The sequence below is a fragment of the Streptomyces sp. NBC_00310 genome, from assembly GCF_036208085.1.
Lineage (GTDB): Bacteria > Actinomycetota > Actinomycetes > Streptomycetales > Streptomycetaceae > Streptomyces.
Map to the genome: position 1 here is coordinate 7,292,261 of NZ_CP130714.1, position 19,652 is coordinate 7,311,912.

The 19,652-nt window shown below is 71.2% G+C and carries 17 protein-coding genes; 12 read left to right on the forward strand and 5 right to left on the reverse strand.

Features of this window, described 5'->3' with window-relative positions; translation table 11 throughout:
* Window positions 1-140 precede the first annotated feature (140 nt).
* The 5 genes from OG202_RS32010 to OG202_RS32030 are packed head-to-tail and all read left to right on the forward strand — an operon-like array spanning window position 141 to window position 5,800.
* Window positions 141-1,787, forward strand: coding sequence for a peptide ABC transporter substrate-binding protein (locus OG202_RS32010; RefSeq protein ID WP_327727940.1), 1,647 nt, complete (start codon window positions 141-143; stop codon window positions 1,785-1,787).
* A gap of 6 nt (window positions 1,788-1,793) precedes the next feature.
* Window positions 1,794-2,717, forward strand: a complete 924-nt coding sequence (locus OG202_RS32015) for an ABC transporter permease (RefSeq protein WP_327727939.1) — start codon at window positions 1,794-1,796, stop codon at window positions 2,715-2,717.
* Window positions 2,710-3,723, forward strand: coding sequence for an ABC transporter permease (locus OG202_RS32020; RefSeq protein WP_327727938.1), 1,014 nt, complete (start codon window positions 2,710-2,712; stop codon window positions 3,721-3,723). The genes OG202_RS32015 and OG202_RS32020 overlap by 8 nt, the downstream gene beginning before the upstream one ends.
* A 9-nt stretch (window positions 3,724-3,732) precedes the next feature.
* Window positions 3,733-4,734, forward strand: coding sequence for an ABC transporter ATP-binding protein (locus tag OG202_RS32025; protein WP_326577925.1), 1,002 nt, complete (start codon window positions 3,733-3,735; stop codon window positions 4,732-4,734).
* The gene (locus OG202_RS32030; RefSeq protein WP_327727937.1) at window positions 4,709-5,800 is read left to right on the forward strand and encodes an ABC transporter ATP-binding protein; all 1,092 of its coding nucleotides are present in this window, start codon (window positions 4,709-4,711) and stop codon (window positions 5,798-5,800) included. Before OG202_RS32025 ends, OG202_RS32030 begins: the two co-directional genes overlap by 26 nt.
* A 160-nt stretch (window positions 5,801-5,960) precedes the next feature.
* Here the strand turns inward: OG202_RS32030 and OG202_RS32035 are convergent, their stop codons facing one another.
* The gene (locus tag OG202_RS32035) at window positions 5,961-8,078 is read right to left on the reverse strand and encodes a prolyl oligopeptidase family serine peptidase (protein WP_327727936.1); all 2,118 of its coding nucleotides are present in this window, start codon (window positions 8,076-8,078) and stop codon (window positions 5,961-5,963) included.
* A 224-nt stretch (window positions 8,079-8,302) separates the two neighbouring features.
* Between OG202_RS32035 and OG202_RS32040 the strand changes: the two genes are divergently transcribed.
* The 4 genes from OG202_RS32040 (at window position 8,303) to OG202_RS32055 (ending at window position 12,421) form a co-directional block, all read left to right on the forward strand.
* Complete coding sequence (locus OG202_RS32040; protein WP_005480627.1) at window positions 8,303-8,497, forward strand: hypothetical protein; 195 nt, start codon at window positions 8,303-8,305, stop codon at window positions 8,495-8,497.
* A 127-nt stretch (window positions 8,498-8,624) separates the two neighbouring features.
* Window positions 8,625-9,596: an N-acetyl-1-D-myo-inositol-2-amino-2-deoxy-alpha-D-glucopyranoside deacetylase gene (gene mshB / locus OG202_RS32045; protein ID WP_327727935.1), complete on the forward strand. Its 972-nt coding sequence runs from the start codon at window positions 8,625-8,627 to the stop codon at window positions 9,594-9,596.
* A gap of 64 nt (window positions 9,597-9,660) precedes the next feature.
* Window positions 9,661-10,092, forward strand: coding sequence for a DUF6113 family protein (locus tag OG202_RS32050; RefSeq protein WP_326577914.1), 432 nt, complete (start codon window positions 9,661-9,663; stop codon window positions 10,090-10,092).
* Between the two features lie 160 nt (window positions 10,093-10,252).
* The gene (locus OG202_RS32055; protein WP_443052308.1) at window positions 10,253-12,421 is read left to right on the forward strand and encodes a hypothetical protein; all 2,169 of its coding nucleotides are present in this window, start codon (window positions 10,253-10,255) and stop codon (window positions 12,419-12,421) included.
* Between the two features lie 328 nt (window positions 12,422-12,749).
* On the opposite strand, the gene OG202_RS32060 is transcribed toward OG202_RS32055, so the two are convergent.
* The gene (locus tag OG202_RS32060) at window positions 12,750-13,601 is read right to left on the reverse strand and encodes a transglutaminase-like domain-containing protein (protein ID WP_326577910.1); all 852 of its coding nucleotides are present in this window, start codon (window positions 13,599-13,601) and stop codon (window positions 12,750-12,752) included.
* Window positions 13,602-13,618: 17 nt separating this feature from the next.
* Window positions 13,619-14,755: a GNAT family N-acetyltransferase gene (locus OG202_RS32065; RefSeq protein ID WP_328223986.1), complete on the reverse strand. Its 1,137-nt coding sequence runs from the start codon at window positions 14,753-14,755 to the stop codon at window positions 13,619-13,621.
* A 140-nt stretch (window positions 14,756-14,895) separates the two neighbouring features.
* Between OG202_RS32065 and fdxA the strand changes: the two genes are divergently transcribed.
* Both fdxA and OG202_RS32075 read left to right on the forward strand, forming a co-directional pair.
* A complete protein-coding gene (gene fdxA, locus OG202_RS32070) occupies window positions 14,896-15,213 on the forward strand; it encodes a ferredoxin (RefSeq protein WP_005480604.1) in 318 nt (105 codons plus the stop codon).
* 177 nt (window positions 15,214-15,390) lie between these two features.
* Complete coding sequence (locus OG202_RS32075; protein WP_326577902.1) at window positions 15,391-16,491, forward strand: bifunctional succinyldiaminopimelate transaminase/glutamate-prephenate aminotransferase; 1,101 nt, start codon at window positions 15,391-15,393, stop codon at window positions 16,489-16,491.
* A 65-nt stretch (window positions 16,492-16,556) separates the two neighbouring features.
* Here OG202_RS32075 and OG202_RS32080 read toward each other — a convergent pair whose 3' ends face one another.
* Together OG202_RS32080 and OG202_RS32085 are read right to left on the reverse strand one after the other, a co-directional pair.
* Window positions 16,557-16,970, reverse strand: a complete 414-nt coding sequence (locus OG202_RS32080; protein ID WP_327727931.1) for an ATP-binding protein — start codon at window positions 16,968-16,970, stop codon at window positions 16,557-16,559.
* 312 nt (window positions 16,971-17,282) lie between these two features.
* Window positions 17,283-18,302, reverse strand: a complete 1,020-nt coding sequence (locus OG202_RS32085) for a heavy metal transporter (RefSeq protein ID WP_442811185.1) — start codon at window positions 18,300-18,302, stop codon at window positions 17,283-17,285.
* Window positions 18,303-18,441: 139 nt separating this feature from the next.
* On the opposite strand from OG202_RS32085, the gene dapE reads away from it, so the two are divergent.
* Entirely contained in the window at window positions 18,442-19,521 is a 1,080-nt protein-coding gene (gene dapE / locus OG202_RS32090) for a succinyl-diaminopimelate desuccinylase (protein ID WP_327727930.1), read from the forward strand.
* Window positions 19,522-19,652 lie beyond the last annotated feature (131 nt).

Consider the following 19,652-nt stretch of genomic DNA (forward strand, 5'->3'; position numbering starts at 1 on the left):
TGGACGTGTTCCCCCGGACGGGCCGAGTGATGTGCGCTATGTGTGCAACCGGTTGATATTGGCCGGTAACGGAACAGCGCCCCGGCGCTGGAGCACAGCGCAGTACCGCAGACCACTGCGCACTCACGAGGAGGCACCCCATGCGTGGAGCCACACACGCCCGATGGATCGCCGGCGCGGTGGCGGTGGCTCTCGCCGCGACCGCCTGCGGGGGCGGGGACGACGACAGTGACAGCGGCAGCGGCAGCGGGGACACCGGCGCGGTGCTCAGCTCCTCCTGGGGCGACCCGCAGAACCCGCTGGAGCCGGCCAACACCAACGAGGTGCAGGGCGGCAAGGTGCTCGACATGATCTTCCGCGGGCTGAAGCGGTACGACCCCAAGACCGGTGAGGCGAAGGACATGCTCGCCGAGGAGATCGAGACGACCGACTCGCAGAACTTCACCATCACCGTCAAGGACGGCTGGACCTTCAGCAACGGCGAGAAGGTCACCGCCAAGTCCTTCGTGGACGCCTGGAACTACGGGGCGAGCCTGAAGAACAACCAGAAGAACGCGTACTTCTTCGAGTACATCGAGGGGTACGACAAGACGCACCCCGACGACGGCAGCAAGCAGAGTGCCGACACCCTCTCCGGGCTGAAGGTCGTCGACGACAACACCTTCACGGTCAAGCTCACCCAGAAGTTCTCGACCTTCCCCGACACCCTCGGCTACAACGCCTTCGCCCCGCTGCCGCAGTCGTTCTTCACCGACCACGACGCCTGGCTGAGCAAGCCCGTCGGCAACGGCCCGTACGCCGTCGACTCGTACACCAAGGGCTCCCAGCTGTCGGTCAGGAAGTGGGACGACTACCCCGGCGATGACAAGGCGCAGAACGGCGGCGTGGACCTGAAGGTCTACACCGACAACAACACCGCCTACACCGACCTGATGGCGGGCAACCTCGACCTCGTCGACGACGTCCCCGCCGCCCAGCTGAAGAACGTCGAGGCCGACCTCGGCGACCGGTACATCAACACCCCGGCCGGCATCATCCAGACCCTGTCCTTCCCGTTCTACGACGAGGACTGGAACAAGGAGGGCTCGGACAAGGTCCGTGAAGGGCTCTCGCGGGCCATCGACCGCGACCAGATCACCGACACCATCTTCCAGAAGACCCGCACCCCCGCCACCGACTGGACCTCCCCCGTCCTCGGCGAGGACGGCGGCTACAAGAAGGGCCTGTGCGGTGACGCCTGCGAGTACGACGCGGACGCCGCCAAGAAGCTGATCGAGGAGGGCGGCGGCCTCCCCGGCGGCCAGGTCAAGATCACGTACAACGCGGACACCGGCTCCCACAAGCAGTGGGTCGACGCCGTCTGCAACTCCATCAACAACGCCCTCGACAACGACAAGGCGTGCGTCGGCAACCCCGTCGGCACCTTCGCCGACTACCGCAACCAGATCACCCAGCGGAAGATGAGCGGCCCGTTCCGCGCCGGCTGGCAGATGGACTACCCGCTCATCCAGAACTTCCTCCAGCCGCTGTACTACACCAACGCCTCCTCCAACGACGGCAAGTGGTCCAACGCCGAGTTCGACAAGCTCGTCGACGAGGCCAACGCCGAGTCCGACACGGCGAAGGCCGTGCAGACGTTCCAGCAGGCCGAGGAGGTCGTCCGGGACAACATGGCCGCCATCCCGCTCTGGTACCAGAACGGCAGTGCGGGCTACTCGGCGCGCCTGTCCGACGTCTCCCTGAACCCGTTCAGCGTGCCGGTGTACGACCAGATCAAGGTCGGCTGACCTCCCGTGGGACGGTACGTCGTCCGGCGCCTGCTGCAGATGATCCCGGTCTTCGTGGGCGCCACACTCCTGATCTTCCTGATGGTGAACGTGATGGGCGACCCCATCGCGGGCCTCTGCGGCGATCGGGAGTGCGATCCGGCGACGGCCGCCCAACTACGCCGTGAGTTCGGCCTCGACATGCCCGTCTGGCAGCAGTACCTGACCTACATGGGCAACGTCTTCACCGGCGACTTCGGCACCGCGTTCAACGGGCAGGAGGTCACCGAGCTGATGGCCTCCGCCTTCCCCGTCACCATCCGGCTGACCATCGTCGCCATCCTCTTCGAGGTCGTCGTCGGCATCACCCTCGGTGTCGTCACCGGCCTGCGGCGCGGGCGGCCCGTCGACACCGGGGCGCTGGTGGTCACCCTGGTCGTCATCTCCGTCCCCACCTTCGTCACCGGTCTGCTGCTCCAACTGCTGCTGGGCGTCGAGTGGGGCTGGATCAGCCCGTCGGTCTCCTCCGAGGCCCCCTTCGACGAGCTGATCGTCCCCGGGCTCGTCCTCGCCTCCGTCTCCCTGGCGTACGTCACCCGTCTGACCCGGACGTCCATCGCGGAGAACACCCGCGCCGACTACGTCCGCACCGCCGTCGCCAAGGGGCTGCCCCGGCACCGGGTGATCCGCAAACACCTGCTGCGGAACTCCCTGATCCCCGTGGTCACCTTCATCGGCACCGACATCGGCGCCCTCATGGGCGGCGCCATCGTCACCGAGCGGATCTTCAACATCCACGGCGTCGGCTACCAGCTCTACCAGGGCATCCTCCGCCAGAACACCCAGACCGTCGTCGGCTTCGTGACCGTCCTCGTCCTGGTGTTCCTGCTCGCCAACCTGCTCGTCGACCTCCTCTACGCCGTACTCGACCCGAGGATCCGCTATGCCTGAGCCGCAGCCCGAGGAGCCGCACGTATCGGGCGGCGGGCGCGCCGCGGAGGACGGGGCGATCGCCGCGACAGGGTTGGACGGCACCATGGACCTGGCCACCACCGAGGGGGAGACCCTGGAGAAGAGCCTCGGCGAAGCGGACCACGGGGACCCCTCCGACAAGGCCCGCAGCCTCTGGTCCGACGCCTGGCGCGATCTGCGCCGCAACCCCGTCTTCATCATCTCGGCGCTGGTGATCCTCTTCCTGGTCGTCATCTCCCTCTGGCCGTCGCTGATCGCCTCCGGCAACCCGCTCAAGTGCGACCTGTCCAAGGCCCAGGAGGGCTCGCAGCCCGGCCACCCCTTCGGCTACGACGGCCAGGGCTGCGACGTCTACACCCGTACCGTCTACGGGGCGCGGATCTCCATCGCCGTCGGCGTCTGCGCCACGCTCGGGGTCGCGCTCCTCGGATCGGTGCTCGGCGGGCTCGCCGGGTTCTTCGGCGGGTTGTCGGACTCGTTCCTGTCCCGGATCACCGACGTCTTCTTCGCGATCCCCGTGGTCCTCGGCGGCCTGGTGCTGCTGTCCGTGGTCACCAGCAACTCCGTCTGGCCGGTGATCGGCTTCATGGTGCTGCTGGGGTGGCCGCAGATCTCCCGCATCGCCCGAGGCTCCGTCATCACCGCCAAACAGAACGACTACGTCCAGGCGGCCCGCGCGCTCGGCGCCTCCAACTCCCGCATGCTGCTGCGCCACATCACCCCGAACGCCGTCGCCCCGGTCATCGTCGTGGCCACCATCGCCCTCGGCACGTACATCGCCCTGGAGGCGACCCTCTCCTACCTCGGCGTCGGCCTGAAACCGCCCAGCGTCTCCTGGGGCATCGACATCTCCGCCGCCTCCCCCTACATCCGCAACGCTCCCCACGCGCTGCTGTGGCCCTCCGGGGCCCTGGCGATCACTGTCCTGGCGTTCATCATGCTCGGCGACGCGGTGCGCGACGCCCTCGATCCGAAGCTGAGGTGAGTCGTCGTCATGCTGCTGGAAGTGCGGGATCTGCATGTGGAGTTCAGGACGCGGGACGGGATCGCCAAGGCCGTCAACGGGGTCGACTACGGGGTGGACGAGGGGCAGACCCTGGCCGTGCTCGGGGAGTCCGGCTCCGGGAAGTCGGTCACCGCGCAGGCGATCATGGGCATCCTCGACATGCCGCCCGGGAGGATCACCGGCGGCGAGATCCTCTTCAAGGGCCAGGACCTGCTGAAGCTCAAGGAGGAGGAGCGCCGCAAGGTCCGCGGCGCCGAGATGGCGATGATCTTCCAGGACGCGCTGTCGTCCCTGAACCCCGTGCTGAGCGTCGGCGACCAGCTCGGCGAGATGTTCGTCGTGCACCGGGGCATGACGAAGAAGGACGCCCGCGCCAAGGCCGTCGAGCTGATGGACCGGGTCCGCATCCCGGCCGCCGGGGAACGCGTAAGGGACTATCCGCACCAGTTCTCCGGCGGCATGCGCCAGCGCATCATGATCGCCATGGCGCTGGCCCTCGAACCCGCGCTGATCATCGCCGACGAACCGACGACCGCACTGGATGTCACCGTCCAGGCCCAGGTCATGGACCTCCTGGCCGAACTCCAGCGTGAACTGCGCATGGGGCTCGTCCTCATCACCCACGACCTCGGCGTCGTCGCGGACGTCGCCGACCGCATCGCCGTGATGTACGCGGGCCGGATCGTGGAGTCCGCCCCGGTCCACGACATCTACAAGGCCCCGGCCCACCCGTACACCCGCGGCCTCCTCGACTCGATCCCGCGCCTGGACCAGAAGGGCCAGGAGCTGTACGCGATCAAGGGCCTGCCGCCCAACCTCATGCACATCCCGCCCGGCTGCGCCTTCCACCCCCGCTGCCCCATGGCCCGCGACCTGTGCCGGACCGACGTACCCCCGCTGTACGACGTGGAGCCGTCGGACGGGATCCGGACGAGCGCCTGCCACTTCTGGAGGGAGTGCCTCGATGACCACGAAGGCCACACCGGCTGAGCCGATCCTGGAGGTCAACGGCCTGGTCAAGCACTACCCGCTCACCCGGGGCATCCTCTTCAAGAAGCAGGTCGGCGCGGTGAAGGCCGTCGACGGCGTCGACTTCGCCCTGGGTGCGGGGGAAACCCTCGGCATCGTCGGCGAGTCCGGCTGCGGCAAGTCCACGGTCGCCAAGATGCTGGTCAACCTGGAACGGCCGACGGCCGGTTCGATCCGCTACAAGGGCGAGGACATCACCAGGCTCTCCGGCAAGGCCCTCAAGACCGTCCGCCGCAACATCCAGATGGTCTTCCAGGACCCGTACACCTCCCTCAACCCCCGCATGACCGTGGGCGACATCGTCGGAGAGCCGTACGACATCCACCCCGAGGTCGCGCCCAAGGGAGACCGCCGGCGCCGGGTGCAGGAACTCCTCGACGTGGTCGGCCTCAACCCCGAGTACATCCACCGCTATCCGCACCAGTTCTCCGGCGGGCAGCGCCAACGCATCGGCATCGCCCGCGGGTTGGCGCTCCGCCCGGAGATCATCGTCGCCGACGAACCCGTCTCCGCCCTCGACGTCTCCGTCCAGGCCCAGGTCATCAACCTGCTGGACCAACTCCAGGGCGAGTTCGGACTGTCGTACGTCTTCATCGCGCACGACCTGTCCATCGTGCGGCACATCTCCGACCGGGTCGGCGTGATGTACCTCGGACGGATCGTGGAGATCGGCCGCGACGCCGAGATCTACGATCACCCGACGCATCCCTACACCCAGGCACTGCTGTCCGCCGTGCCCGTGCCGGACCCCGAGGCGCGCGAGCACCGGGAGCGGATCATCCTCTTCGGCGACGTGCCCTCCCCGACGAACATCCCGTCCGGGTGCCGCTTCCGCACCCGCTGCTGGAAGGCCCAGGAGCGCTGTGCGCTGGAGGTGCCGCTGCTCGCGGTCCCGGCGGAGTTCCGGCTCACGGCCGGCCCGGCGGCCCATGACTCGGCCTGCCATTTCGCGGAGGAGAAACAGGTGGTGCCGCCGGAGGAGCCGAGCGACGATCCCGAGGACGATCATAGGGATGGGTCGGAATAGACGTACAAATACGCACCAAATGCGTTAACACACAGGCAACTTGGCTGACGCCGTTCCGATATACGGACGCGGGAGTCTAAATCGCGTACGGCCGTGCGGGTGCCGTAAACGGGCCGGGGCTCGCCATGTAGCCCCGGCCCGTTGCCGTGCCCGACCGTCCCTACGCCGGCCCCAGCGAACGCTTCAGGAAGTCCACCTGGAGCAGCAGCAGGTTCTCCGCGACCTGTTCCTGGGGGGTGATGTGGGTGACCCCGGAGAGCGGCAGGACCTCGTGGGGGCGGCCGGCCGCGAGGAGGGCCGAGGACAGGCGCAGGGCGTGGGCGAAGACGACGTTGTCGTCGGCGGTGCCGTGCACGATCATCAGGGGGCGGTGCGGCTCGGCGGGCGCGGACAGCCCCTGGTCCGTGATCAGCGAGCTCTTCGCGTACGCCGCCGGTGCCTTCGCCGGATCGCCCAGGTACCGCTCGGTGTAGTGCGTGTCGTACAGCCGCCAGTCGGTGACCGGGGCGCCCGCGATGCCCGCGTGGAAGACGTCCGGGCGGCGCAGCACCGCGAGGGCCGCGAGCCAGCCGCCGTACGACCAGCCGCGGATCGCCACCCGGGACAGGTCCAGCGGATGCGACGTCGCGAGGTCGTGCAGCGCCTCCACCTGGTCGTCCAGGGAGAGCGTGAAGTCGCCGTCGATCTCCTTCTCCCAGGCGGGGGAGCGGCCGGGGGTGCCGCGCCCGTCGGCGACGACCACCGCGAAACCCTGGTCGGCGAACCACTGCGAGGTGAGGTGCGCGTTGTGGGCGGCGAGCACCCGGGGGCCGTGTGGACCGCCGTAGGGGTCCATGAGAACCGGTAGGGGTGTGACCCCGTCGTAGTCCCTCGGCATAAGCAGGGCGCACGGTACGCGGCGTGCGCCCCCCTGTGTAAACAGCACGCGCGGTGACACACCGGGATCTTCCGCATAAGACGCTACGGTCGCCACGCGCTTGCCGGCCCGCAGCACCTGCACCTGGGTGCCCGCCTTCTCCGGAACGGCCGAGACGAGCACGGTCACGTCCCCGGCGCGCACCGCCGAGTGCACGCCGGGCTCCTGCGAGACGCGCTCCATGCCCAGCTCGTTCACGCGGTAGACGTGGATCTCCCCGATCTCCGGATCGGCCGCCGCCGCCCCGGCCGACGCGGAGACCAGCACATCGGCGTCGGCCACGTCGAGAACCGCGCGGACGTGCAACTGCGGTCCCGTCAGCGGGCGTTCACCGACCGCCAACACCCGCGCGCCGCCCTCGTCCGCGACACGCACGAGCCGCCCCGACGGACTCCACGCGGGCACCCCGGGGAAAAGATCAAGCCAATGTGGATCTTCGTCGGCGTGCACCATCCGGGTCGCCCCCGTGTCCGGGTCCACGGCCAGGAACAGCTGGCTGAGCTGGTCCCGCGCCTGCACCAGGATCAGCGGCGCACCCGCCGCTGACCAGTGCACATGCGCCAGATACGGGTAGCGCGCCCGGTCCCACACGACCTCCGTGCGGGACCCGGACAGGTCGATCACGAAGAGCCGTACGTCCGCGTTGGCGGTCCCGGCCACCGGATACGCCACCCGCTGCGGGTCCCTTTCCGGCTGCGCGGGGTCCGAGATCCACCAGCGGCGCACCGGCGTGTCGTCCACGCGCGCCACCAGCAGGCGGTCCGAGTCGGGCGACCACCAGAAACCACGCGAACGGCCCATCTCCTCGGCCGCGATGAACTCCGCCAGGCCGTGGGTGACGTTCTCCGGGCCCTCCTCGGTGAGCGCCCGATCGTCACCGCCCTCCGCCTCGACGACCCGCAGCGCGCCCTGGGCCACATACCCGACGTACCGGCCGTCGGGGGAGGGGCGGGGGTCGATCACCGGTCCGGGGACGGGGAGTTCACGCGCCGTGCCGACCCGCAGCTCGGCCACGAAAAGCCGCCCTGACAAGGCGAAAGAGGCCACCTCCACGGCCGCGTCGGTCGCGTATCCGACGATCCCGGCGCCGCCCTCACGGCTGCGCTCACGGCGTGCGCGCTCCTCGGCCGACAGCTTCTCCGAGACGCCGGCGAGCAGCGAGACCGGGTCGGCCGCCACTCGCTCGTCGCCGTCCGGGAGGTCCAGAACCCACAGCTTGCCGGCCCGCTCGGAGCCGGACGAGGACCGCAGGAACACCACGCGGGAACCGTCCGGCGCGACGGAGAACGCCCTCGGCGCGCCGAGGGAGAAACGTTGTGTCCGGGCGTGTCGGCGGGGAAAGGACTCGGGCTGGGTCGTCATGCCCCGACCATATTGGCCATGCGCCCCCTTGTGCGGCCGTGCGCCGATCGATGCGCGCGTATGGATAGTTATGATCACTACCGCTGGGTGGGTATGAACCTGCTGGCTGCTGTATGGATTTACAACTGCGTCACCCACGTCACCGGTTGACGACGGTCCCGCCGTCAGCCCTCGACAACTGCTTCGCTCCCCAGGTCCCAGGGAACTTTTGGAGGTGAGCCGCCGTGGCACTCTCGATTTCGGCGGTGGTGCTGCTGGCGATCATCGTCTTCATCCTGATCAAGAAGTCAGGGTTGAAGGCACCACACGCGATCATCTGCATCCTGCTCGGCTTCTATCTCGCCTCCTCGACCATCGCGCCGACGATCAGCGAGCTGACGACCAACATCGCGGGCATGATCGGCAGTATCAAGTTCTGACTCCTCCGGCCGCCGGGGTCCGTCCCGGGACCTGTTCCACCAGGCCCTCGACCCCCGCGGCCGACCGTTCCTGTGAATGACCGCGCCCGGCACGGGCGCGGTCAGAGGGCCTCGTAGGGTGGGCCCCATGACGGATCTGCCCTCCCCCGGCCGTCGGCCGGGGGGACACCCCTCTCGCGTCGCCCGCCGACTGCTCCTGGTGCACGCGCACCCGGACGACGAGTCGATCAACAACGGCGCGACCATGGCCAAGTACGCGGCCGAGGGAGCGCGGGTGACGCTGGTGACCTGCACCCTCGGCGAAGAGGGCGAGGTCATCCCGCCCCGTCTCGCCCACCTCGCGCCCGACCGTGACGACACGCTGGGCCCGTACCGGGTGGACGAGCTGGCCGAGGCCATGAAGGAGCTCGGCGTCACCGACCACCGCTTCCTCGGCGGCCCCGGCCGCTACCGCGACTCCGGGATGATGGGTGTCGAGCAGAACGAGCGGCCCGGTGCCTTCTGGTCCGCCGACGTCGACGAGGCCGCCGCCCACCTGGTCCGGGTGATCCGCGAGGTACGCCCCCAGGTCCTCGTCACCTATGACCCCAACGGCGGATACGGCCACCCCGACCACATCCAGGCCCACCGCGTCGCCATGCGCGCCGCGGACCTGACCCCCGACCCGGACTTCCGCCCCGACCTGGGCGAGCCCTGGGAGATCGCCAAGGTCTACTGGAACCGGGTGCCGCGCGGGGTGCTCCTGGAGGGCTTCGGCCGGCTCCGCCGCGATCTCGCCGAGCCCGGACGGCTGCCCTTCAAACAGGCCGCGAGCGTCACCGATGTGCCCGGAGTGGTGGACGACCACATCGTCACGACCGAGATCGACGGCACCGGCTTCGCGGCAGCGAAGGCCGCCGCGATGCGCGCGCACGCCACCCAGATCGAGGTCGACGAGCCGTACTTCATCCTCTCCAACCAGCTGGCCCAGCCCCTCCTGACCACCGAGTACTACGAGTTGGTACGCGGCAGACGCGAAGGCGGGAGCCGGGAGAGCGACTTGTTCGAGGGGATTCCCGGCATTTCTTTCGAGGAACGGCAGAACGGAACGGCCCTGTGATGCGTACGCATGTGTATGACAAACGAGTGGCGCGCTCGCACGACTGCCGAGAGGCGGGCCGGCGATGAACGCGAAGGACCGTCCGACGGGCGGGCAAGGCAGTACGCTCGCGGAACCGTTGACGTTTCCCCCACTGGGGCGGGCCGCCGCCCACCTGGGGCTCTTCGTGCTGGGAGCCGTGGTCGGCGTGGCCGGCGGACTGCTCCAAGCGGCCTGGTTCCCCGGCGGGTTGCTGCTCGCGCTGCTCGGCGCGGCCGGGCTCTTCCTGGGCGGCGCCCGGGCGACGGGCGGCCGAGCGGGGGCCGTTGCGCCGGCCGTCGGCTGGATGATCTCCGTCGTCCTGCTGACGTCCACCCGACCGGAGGGAGACTTCCTGTTCGGCGCGGGAGCCGGGTCGTATCTTTTCCTGCTCGGCGGCATGGCTGTGGCTGTGATGTGCGCCACCCTTGGACGGGGGCGGCAACCGACCGGGCACGACGCCCGACTTGGGAAGTGACGTACTACTTCGCCGCGGTACCCAGGTGCGGGTCCCGTGATGGTTTCCCACGCGGTCGTGGGATACGCGCCGGAAGTGGCCAGTATGGTGGTGCGCGCCGCCGAGCTGCCCGCTGAGTTGAGGTCGTGACGGGCGGCGGAGCAAACCGGGAGAACCTGCCTTGAGTCGTGAAACTGACACTTCGTCCTCCGGGGCCAATGGGCGCGGCAGCACCGCGTACCCGTCGGGGACACCGCCGTACGGCACGCCCATGGCCACCGAGGCCGGCGCCGACGCGGCCCGGTCGGCCGCGGGCGAGCGACCGGACGGACCCAAGACCGAGACCACGCTGACGACGCGGGTCCGGATCAACATCCCCGGGTCGCGCCCGATCCCGCCGGTCGTCGTCCGCAAGCCGGTCGGCGACGGCGAGGGCGCCGCGGACGACACCGGGTCCGTGTCGGAGACCACCGGCACCACGGCCATGCCCGTGTTCACGGAGCCCCCGGCGCCCGCGCCGGTGCCCGACGCACCGGGCGACGACAAGCCCGCCAGCGACTGGTTCGCGCCCCGCAAGGGCTCCACCCCGCCGCCGAAGGGCGCGGGCGGCGGTGCCAGCAACGGCGCAGGGTTCTCCACCGGGCCCCTCGGCGGCACCGGACCCGGCACGCCGGGCGGCCCCGGCCCGGGCGCCCGCCCCGGCGGCGCGGGCGGCCCCGGCGGCGCACAGCCCGGCGGCCAGCGCCCCGGTGCGAGCGCCGGCCCCCGGCCCGGAGGTACGAACGGCGCCGGGCTGCCCGGTGCCACCGGCGGCCAGCCGGTCGCTCCCGGCCACGGCGGCGGCACCGGCTCCTTCGACGTCTCGGCCGCGCTGGCCGGCACCAAGCCCGAGCGCGACGACCTGCCGTACTTCTCGGACAACGGCGGCCGCCCCGGCGGCCCGAACGGCCGCTCCGGCCCGTCGGGCCCCACCGGCGGCCCCGTCACCGGCGACAGCCCGCTCGGCCCGCCGCCCGCCCAGGGCGGCTCCGGCAACCCCGGCTACCAGGGCAACCCCTTCGGCGGCCCCGACGCCGACTTCTCCGCGCCCGGTGCCTCCGGCACCTACGCCCGCCCCGGCGGCGGCCTCAGCGACGACACCGCCGTCCTCACCCCGCAGCGGCCCGCCCCCGAGCCGGGCACTCCGGGCTACGGCGGCCCCGGCCCCCTCGTCGACAACCCCTCCGGGCACACGCTGACCAGCGGTATCCCGGTCGTGCCCCCCGGCACCCAGGGCACGCCCTTCGGCGCGGGCGGCCCCGACGGCGCGGTGCAGCACACCCCGCCGAAGCTGCCCGACCCCGGCCCGCAGCAGAAGGCCGGCTCGGGGAAGAACGCCAAGGCGTCGAAGCCGGCCAAGAAGAAGGGCCGCAGCAAGCTCGGCCTGGTCGTCGGCGGTGTGATCTTCCTCGGCGGCGGTGTCTACGGCGCCGGTCTGCTGATGAACCACTCCGACGTCCCCAAGGGCACCACCGTCCTCGGCGTCGACATCGGCGGCGGCACCCGTGACGAGGCCGTCAACAAGCTCGACCAGGCCTTCGGCAAGAGCACGGACGAGGCGCTGAAGCTCTCCGTCGACGGCGAGACCGTCTCCCTCAAGCCCGACCAGGCCGGACTCCAGTTCGACAAGCAGGCCACGGTCGGCGCCGCCGCCGTCAGCGACTACAACCCCGTCTCCGTGATCGGCGCGCTCTTCGGTCAGAAGCGCGTCGTCGACCCCGTCATGCCCGTCGACGAGGAGAAGCTGGAGGCCGCCCTGCGGCGCGCCGCAGGCAGCTCCGGCTCGGCGAGCGACGGCACCGTCAAGTACGAGGCCGGCAAGGCCGTGGCCGTCTACGGCAAGGCGGGCAAGGGCATCGACGTCGACAAGTCCACCGACGCCGTCGAGGAGGCCTACCGCACCCAGGTCGAGACCGGCAAGGCGGCCGTCGTGCAGCTGCCGACCACCACCAAGGAGCCGTCGGTCGCCAAGGCCGAGGTCGACCGGTTCATGAAGGAGTTCGCGGAGCCGGCGATGTCCGCCAACATCGTCGTGCAGACGAACCCCGCGAGCAGCGTCCCGCTCCCGATGAGCCCGGAGAACTCCCTGTGGAAGTTCCTGACCGTCAAGAACATCGACGGCAAGCTCGTCGACTCCTATGACGAGAAGGCCCTCAAGGACCTCTACGGCAGCACCTTCGACGACGTCCGCATCACCCGCGCCAACGGTGAGAAGACCCCGGTCACCGTCGAGGACGTCTACGGCGCCATCCGTCTGGCCCTGAGGAGCAAGACGGACCGCACGGCGGTCATCGAGACGGACCCCAGCTAGCCGGTCCGATCGCATCGGGCAGGGGGCACCCGGCACACGCCGGGTGCCCCCTTGTCACTGTCCCGGGTATGGCCTCTGTCATGCCGGGGTCAGGACCGCCGACACCGCCGACCGCACCCCCGCCCGCCGACGATGGTGCCCATGACGACCACGACGACGGCCACCGACTCCGCGGTGACCGCCGGCGGGCCGCGGCGGCGTCAGGGACGCGGGGAACCGCGCGGCCGGCCACCACGCACCCGCACCCGCACCCGCACCCGCACCCGCACCCGCACCCGCACCCGCACCCGCACCCGCACACAACGACTCCCCAGGCGATCGGGCACCCTCAGTTCAGCAGGGCCCGAGCCGCGTCCGCCTGCCTCCGCATCTTCTCGGCCGCCCCGGAATCGACCTCCGCCACCACCTCCGCATAGGCCTCCAGCTCGGCGGCTCCCCGGACGAACTCCCCCCGCTGCACCAGCAGCCGCGCCCACTCGTACCGCAACCGCGCCGGATGCGAGGGCATCGCCAGCGACAACTCCAGCGCCCACAACGCGACATCCGACCGCTCGGGCCGCGCGGCCGCCCACGCCCGCACGTTGTTGAGGATCCGCACCACCACGTCCAACGGATCGGCGGGACTCAGCATCCCGGGGTCCAGCGGCGCCCCCGTAGCCCCCGCGACCAGCACCTCCGCGTCGGTCCCGCTCAGCACCCGCCCCCCGTCGAATGGATCGGCGAGCACCTGTTCCTCACGCGGCCCGAACCCCACCACGAAGTGCCCCGGCAGCGCGACCCCGTACACGGGCGCCCCCGCCCGCCGGGCCACCTCCATCCACACCACCGACAACAGGATCGGCAGCCCCCGCCGCCGTACGAGCACCTGGTGCAGCAGCGACGACTCCAGCCGCTGGTAGTCCGCGGCGGCACCACGGAACCCGCACCGCTCCCCGAGCAGTTCGGCCGCCGCGACCGCCCAGGCCCGGGGCCCGTCGGGCCGGTACGGCATCAGCCCGGCGAGGCGGTCGAGTTCGATCTCGGCGGCGTCGATGCCCGCCTCGTCCAGCGTCCCGTCGCCCGCCGCCCCCACCAGCAGACACAGCAGGGCCAGGTCGGGCCGCTCGGCCCGCGCCTCCTCCGCGAACCGCCGCCGCACCTCGGCGGCCCGCTCCGGCTCGGGGGGACGTGGCGCCGGCACAGCGGCGTGGTGCCCGCTCACGACGATCGATACGGCTCGGTGCCGGTGCCGGTGCCGGTGCCGGTGCCGGAGTCTGAGCCCGAGCCCGAGCCCGAGCCCGATGCGGAGCCGGGGTCGGAATTCGAGCCCGAGCCCGAGGCGGGGCCGCCACCGTGACCGGTGTTCTCCGGCTCCCGGTAGTGGTGATACGAGTGATGCGCCGCGAACCCCATCCCCGCGTACAACGCCCGCGCCCCCGAGTTGTCCGTCTCCACCTGCAGCCAGCCCGCCGAGGCCCCTTCGTCCAGCGCCCGCCGAGCCAGCGCGGCCATCACGGTCGTGGCGAGCCCTTGCCGCCGCTGGGCGGGATCGACCTCGACGGCCGAGAACCCGGCCCACCGTCCGTCCACGACACACCGCCCGATCGCGGCCGGCCCCGCACCCCCGGCCCCCGGCACGGTCGCGAACCACACCGAGGGGCCGCTCCCGAGCACCTTCAGCGCGATCTCGCCGAGCCCCTTGCGCTGGTAGCGGCCGAGCCACGCCTCGTCCGCCGTCCGGGAGAGTCCGACCCCGGCCGCCTCCCGGTCCGCCACCGGCGCGAGCGCCCCGATCCACAGCTCGGCGGTGACGTCCCGCACCCAGCCGCGGTCCGCCACCTCGGCGCACAGCAGCTCCTGCGTGCCCTCGGCGCCCGTGGCCAGCTGGAGGAACGCGGGCAGCCCCCGGGCCGCGTACCAGGTCCGTACGGCCGTCAGCGCGTCGTCCAGGGGCAGGCCGGGGTCTCCGAGCGGCAGCACCGAGTTGGCGCGCCGGGTGAACCCGGCTGCGGCCCGCAGCTCCCACTCACCGAGCGGCTCCCGCTCGACCGGTTGCCAGGCCCGCGCGGCGACCCGCGCCAGCTCCTCGTACGAGGCGGCGGGCCCGCGCCGGCGGGCGGGGGCGGCGGGCACGACCTTCCCCGCGACCAGCGAGGACTCCTCGATCCGCACGCGCTCCCCGTCCCGACGGGTGATCAACAGGACACCGTCGTCCCATGATGTGAGAACACCAACCGTGTCGGTGAATTTCCCACCCCCGGCGGCATCCTCGTCCACGCGCCGCACGGACACGCGTTTGCCCACGTCAGCAGCGGAGACACGGATCTCGAGCCGTCCACCGACAGAGATTTCCACAGGTCCGTCCACCCCTCCTGTTCGGATCATGCCCCGGAACGGAGATACTAGGTGTGGGCATCGACGACGCCGCGCTCCCGCGCGCCAGGCGGCGGAGCCTGAGGAGGCCCGCCGGCGCCCTATCGAGGAGGAACGACAGCGTGACCTACGTCATCGCGCAGCCTTGTGTCGACGTCAAGGACAAGGCATGTATCGAAGAGTGCCCGGTCGACTGCATCTACGAGGGTCAGCGGTCCCTCTACATCCACCCGGATGAATGCGTCGACTGCGGTGCCTGCGAGCCGGTGTGCCCGGTTGAGGCGATCTTCTACGAGGACGACACCCCGGAGGAGTGGAAGGACTACTACAAGGCGAACGTCGAGTTCTTCGACGAGCTCGGCTCGCCCGGTGGTGCCAGCAAGCTCGGCCTGATCGAGCGCGACCACCCCTTCGTCGCCGCACTGCCGCCGCAGGCCTGAGAGCGACGCCGCGGGCCCGGGGCACGGCCCCTGCGGCCCGCAGCCGCGCCGCCTCGGTCCCGTACGGCCCGATCACCATGATCGCCGTACGGGACCGAGGCGTTCGCCGTACGAGCGGTACGTACGCGCCCGTCCCGCCGCTCGGGAACGTACGTACGAGAAAGTGAGTCAGATCCCGTGTCCGCAGTCAGCGACCGACTCCCCACGTTCCCCTGGGACAAGCTGGAGCCGTACAAGGCGACGGCCGCCGCTCACCCCGGTGGGATCGTCGACCTCTCCGTCGGCACCCCCGTCGACCCGGTGCCCGACCTGATCCAGAAAGCTCTGGTCGCCGCGGCGGACTCGCCGGGCTACCCCACCGTGTGGGGCACGGTCGGACTGCGTGATGCGATCACGGGCTGGCTGGAGCGCCGCCTCGGCGCCCGGGACGTCACCCACCACCACGTCCTGCCGATCGTCGGCTCCAAGGAACTGGTCGCCTGGCTCCCCACCCAGCTGGGCCTCGGCCCCGGCGACCGGGTCGCCTACCCGCGCCTGGCCTACCCGACGTACGAGGTGGGCGCCCGCCTCGCCCGCGCCGACCACGAGAGCTACGACGACCCGACGGCCCTGGACCCGGCCGGCCTCAAGCTCCTCTGGCTGAACTCGCCGTCCAACCCCACCGGCAAGGTCCTCTCCAAGTCCGAGCTGACCCGGATCGTCGCCTGGGCCCGCGAGCACGGCATCCTGCTCTTCTCCGACGAGTGCTACCTGGAGCTCGGCTGGGACGCCGACCCGGTCTCGGTCCTCCACCCGGACGTGAACGGCGGCTCGTACGAGGGCATCGTCGCCGTCCACTCCCTCTCCAAGCGCTCCAACCTGGCGGGCTACCGCGCGGCCTTCCTCGCCGGCGACCCGGCGGTCCTCGGCCCCCTGCTCCAGATCCGCAAGCACGGCGGCATGATGACCTCGGCCCCCACGCAGGCCGCCGTCGTCGCCGCCCTCGGCGACGACGAGCACGTCCACGAGCAGCGCGCCCGCTACGCGGCCCGGCGCACGGCCCTCCGCGAAGCCCTCGTCTCCCACGGCTTCCGCATCGAACACAGCGAGGCCAGCCTCTACCTGTGGGCCACCCGGGGCGAGTCCTGCTGGACCACCGTCGCCCACCTCGCCGACCTCGGCATCCTCGTCGCCCCCGGCGACTTCTACGGCCCCGCCGGCGACCACCACGTACGCGTGGCCTTCACGGCGACGGACGAGCGGGTGGCGGCAGCGGTGGAACGCCTGTCCCAGGCCTAGGGCCTGCCGCACACGGCCCGAAGGGGCCCGGGGAATCTCCCCGGGCCCCTTCGACGTACGGCAGGTCAGCCGAGCGGGCTCTGCGCCGGCAGCTTCCCCGTGGGCAGTCCACCCTTGGTGGCCGTCTTGGAGGTGTCACCCAGAACGGTGCCGGCGGAGCCGGCGGTCTCCCCGGCGGCTTTCTGCGCGACGGGCGTCGTCGTCTTGACGGCCTTCCCGCCGGTCTTGCTCACGGTCGGCAGGGTCTGCTTGGCCGCCTTGCTGCCGGCGTCGCTCGCGACCCCGGTGACGTTCTGCGTCGCGCCGTCCACGGTGTTGCCGGCGTTCGTCCTGTCCACGGCGGACAGGCCGCCCAGGTTCGGGGTGGCCGGCAGTTCGGGCGCCGCACTCGCGGAGCCGGCCGCACCGACCACGGAGGCCGCTCCCGCTGCGGTCAGCAGCGCGGCACGGGCGATCCGGCGGGTCAGGGGGAGGGACATGGTGCTCCTTTGACGGAAGAGAACGTGGAAGTGTCCGACCGTGCCCGGGAGTTGACCGTTCCGGGCTCGGACGCAGTGACTACCGCTCGAAGCCCCTGAAGGTTGCGGCGACCCGACGTAAAGAGTTTGCAATGCGTCGCATTATCGAATGCGAATCTATGCGGACAAACGCCACCCGGTCCGACAGTCTGCTGAATCCTTACGGCCCTGTGTTCTCAAGGATTTCCGCGAGACGAGGGTGAGCAGGCGAAAACCTGCGCACCCCGTCCACTCGCCGCGCCGCGCGTACCCCGCACGGGTGAGCCGCGCGGCCTACTGTCCAGTGACGATTCGGACCTCGGCGGTGGAGCCGGCCGCGTCGCCCGACGTGCCCTCGGCCTTGCGCCACGCACCGGCCCGGCCCTCGGCGACCCACTCCCGGCCCGCGTACGAGACGCGCCCGACGCCCAGGCGGGAGGAGTTCGCCACGGCCCAGTGCGCCAGCTCCCAGCCGCGCCGCCGGGCCTCCTGGGCGTCCCCGGCATCCCCGGCGTCCTTGAGGGGGATGGTGACGGTCCCGGCGACGGGGGAGACGCTCGGACGCGGCGACGGGCTCGCCTGGGCGGAGGCACCGTCCTCGGAGTCGACGACCGCCCCGGCCGACTCGAACGCGTCGTCCCCGAAGTCCCGCGCGAGCGCGCCGCGCACGGCGTCCGGACCGCCCGCGAGGGCGGTGCCGGTGCCGGTCGTGTCCCGGCGCCCCTCGCACGTCAGCGTGGCCGCCGACCGCCCGGTCAGCGCGGCGGCGAGCAGCGTGGCGTCCGGCTCGTGCTTGGCGTACGCCTCCGGGTAGCCGCTGCGCTGCACCCGCTGGGCGGCGACCGTCAGCGGCAGCTGCTCGTAGTCGTCGACCTTGACGAGGTGCTCGTAGAACTCGCCCGCCGCGTACACCGGGTCCTGGATCTGCTGCGCGGTGCCCCAGCCCTGCGACGGCCGCTGCTGGAAGAGGCCCAGGGAGTCCCGGTCGCCGTGCGCGATGTTGCGCAGGCCCGACTCCTGGAGCGCGGTCGCCAGCGCGATCGTCACGGCCCGCTCGGGCAGCTCGCGCGAGGTGCCGACCGCCGAGATCGTTGCCGCGTTCGCCGCCTGCTCGGGCGTGAACTCGTACGACGCCCCGTCGTCCGCCCCGGACACGACCACGCACCGCGGTGTGCCGTTCCCCCCGGTCAGGTACTGCACGGTGAGATACGCCCCGATCGCGACGAGCACGACGAAAGCCGCCATGAACTGCAGCACGCGACGGCCGCGACGGCGGGGGCGGGGACCTGGGGGGAAGGGGTACGGCTCTGACACGCGGTCCAAGGTACTGGAGAGTAATGGCCCTCGTGCAGGAGTTGTGAACAGTGATGTGAACAGGGAGGCGGGAGTGACGGGAGTGACCGGATCCCCTCCCCGGGCGGCCCCTCCTCGGCGGCGCGTTAGGGTCGGTGACATGGCCGAGACCCCGATTGACCTCACGCTGGACGCCGCGCGGCTCACCGCGCAGCTCGTCGACTTCCCCTCCGAGAGCGGCACCGAGAAGCCCCTCGCGGACGCGATCGAGACCGCCCTGCGTGCCCTGCCGCACCTCACGGTCGACCGGTTCGGCAACAACATCGTCGCCCGTACGCACCTGGGCCGCGCGGAGCGCGTGATCCTGGCCGGCCACATCGACACGGTCCCCATCGCGGACAACGTCCCCTCCCGCCTCGACGAGGACGGCGTCCTGTGGGGCTGCGGCACCTGCGACATGAAGTCCGGCGTCGCGGTCCAGCTGCGGATCGCGGCCACGGTCCCGGCCCCCAACCGCGACCTGACCTTCGTCTTCTACGACAACGAAGAGGTCGCCGCGGACCTGAACGGACTGAAGCACGTCTCCGAGGCCCACCCCGAGTGGCTGGAGGGCGACTTCGCGGTCCTCCTGGAACCCACGAACGGCGAGGTCGAGGGCGGCTGCCAGGGCACCCTGCGGGTCCTGCTGACGACCAAGGGCGAGCGCGCCCACTCCGCCCGCGGCTGGATGGGCTCCAACGCCATCCACGCGGCGGCCCCGATCCTGGCGAAGCTGGCGTCGTACGAACCGCGCTACCCGGTGATCGACGGCCTGGAGTACCGCGAGGGCCTGAACGCGGTCGGCATCTCGGGCGGCGTCGCCGGCAACGTCATCCCCGACGCGTGCGTGGTGACGGTCAACTTCCGCTACGCGCCCGACCGCACGGAGCAGGAGGCCATCGCCCACGTTCGGGAGGTCTTCGCCGACTGCGGGGTCGAGGAGTTCATCGTCGACGACCACAGCCCCGGCGCGCTGCCCGGCCTGTCCCACCCGGCGGCCGCGGCCTTCATCGAGGCCGTCGGAGGCACCGCCCAGCCCAAGTACGGCTGGACGGACGTCTCCCGCTTCAGCGCCCTCGGCGTCCCGGCCGTCAACTACGGCCCCGGCAACCCGCACTTGGCGCACCGCCGCGACGAACGCGTGGACCCGGCGAAGATCCTGACGGGCGAGGAGCGTCTGAGGTCCTGGCTGACGGCGTGATCCACGGGTACGACCACTGGTCCAACCACCTGTACGGGGTGGCGGATCGCGGCGGACACGCTCACGTCCCCCGTCCGTAACCCGTATGGATCTACGCTGAGGTGAACCACCAGCACGGCGGAGGGAGCGGA

Bases quoted from the DNA above. Each gene is read 5' to 3' on its own strand.
- OG202_RS32030 (WP_327727937.1), top strand. From the start codon at position 4,709: ATGACCACGAAGGCCACACCGGCTGAGCCGATCCTGGAGGTCAACGGC.
- OG202_RS32080 (WP_327727931.1), bottom strand. From the start codon at position 16,970: ATGTCCCTCCCCCTGACCCGCCGGATCGCCCGTGCCGCGCTGCTGACC.
- OG202_RS32050 (WP_326577914.1), top strand. From the start codon at position 9,661: ATGAACGCGAAGGACCGTCCGACGGGCGGGCAAGGCAGTACGCTCGCG.
- OG202_RS32025 (WP_326577925.1), top strand. From the start codon at position 3,733: ATGCTGCTGGAAGTGCGGGATCTGCATGTGGAGTTCAGGACGCGGGAC.
- OG202_RS32010 (WP_327727940.1), top strand. From the start codon at position 141: ATGCGTGGAGCCACACACGCCCGATGGATCGCCGGCGCGGTGGCGGTG.
- dapE (WP_327727930.1), top strand. From the start codon at position 18,442: ATGGCCGAGACCCCGATTGACCTCACGCTGGACGCCGCGCGGCTCACC.
- OG202_RS32035 (WP_327727936.1), bottom strand. From the start codon at position 8,078: ATGACGACCCAGCCCGAGTCCTTTCCCCGCCGACACGCCCGGACACAA.
- OG202_RS32020 (WP_327727938.1), top strand. From the start codon at position 2,710: ATGCCTGAGCCGCAGCCCGAGGAGCCGCACGTATCGGGCGGCGGGCGC.
- mshB (WP_327727935.1), top strand. From the start codon at position 8,625: ATGACGGATCTGCCCTCCCCCGGCCGTCGGCCGGGGGGACACCCCTCT.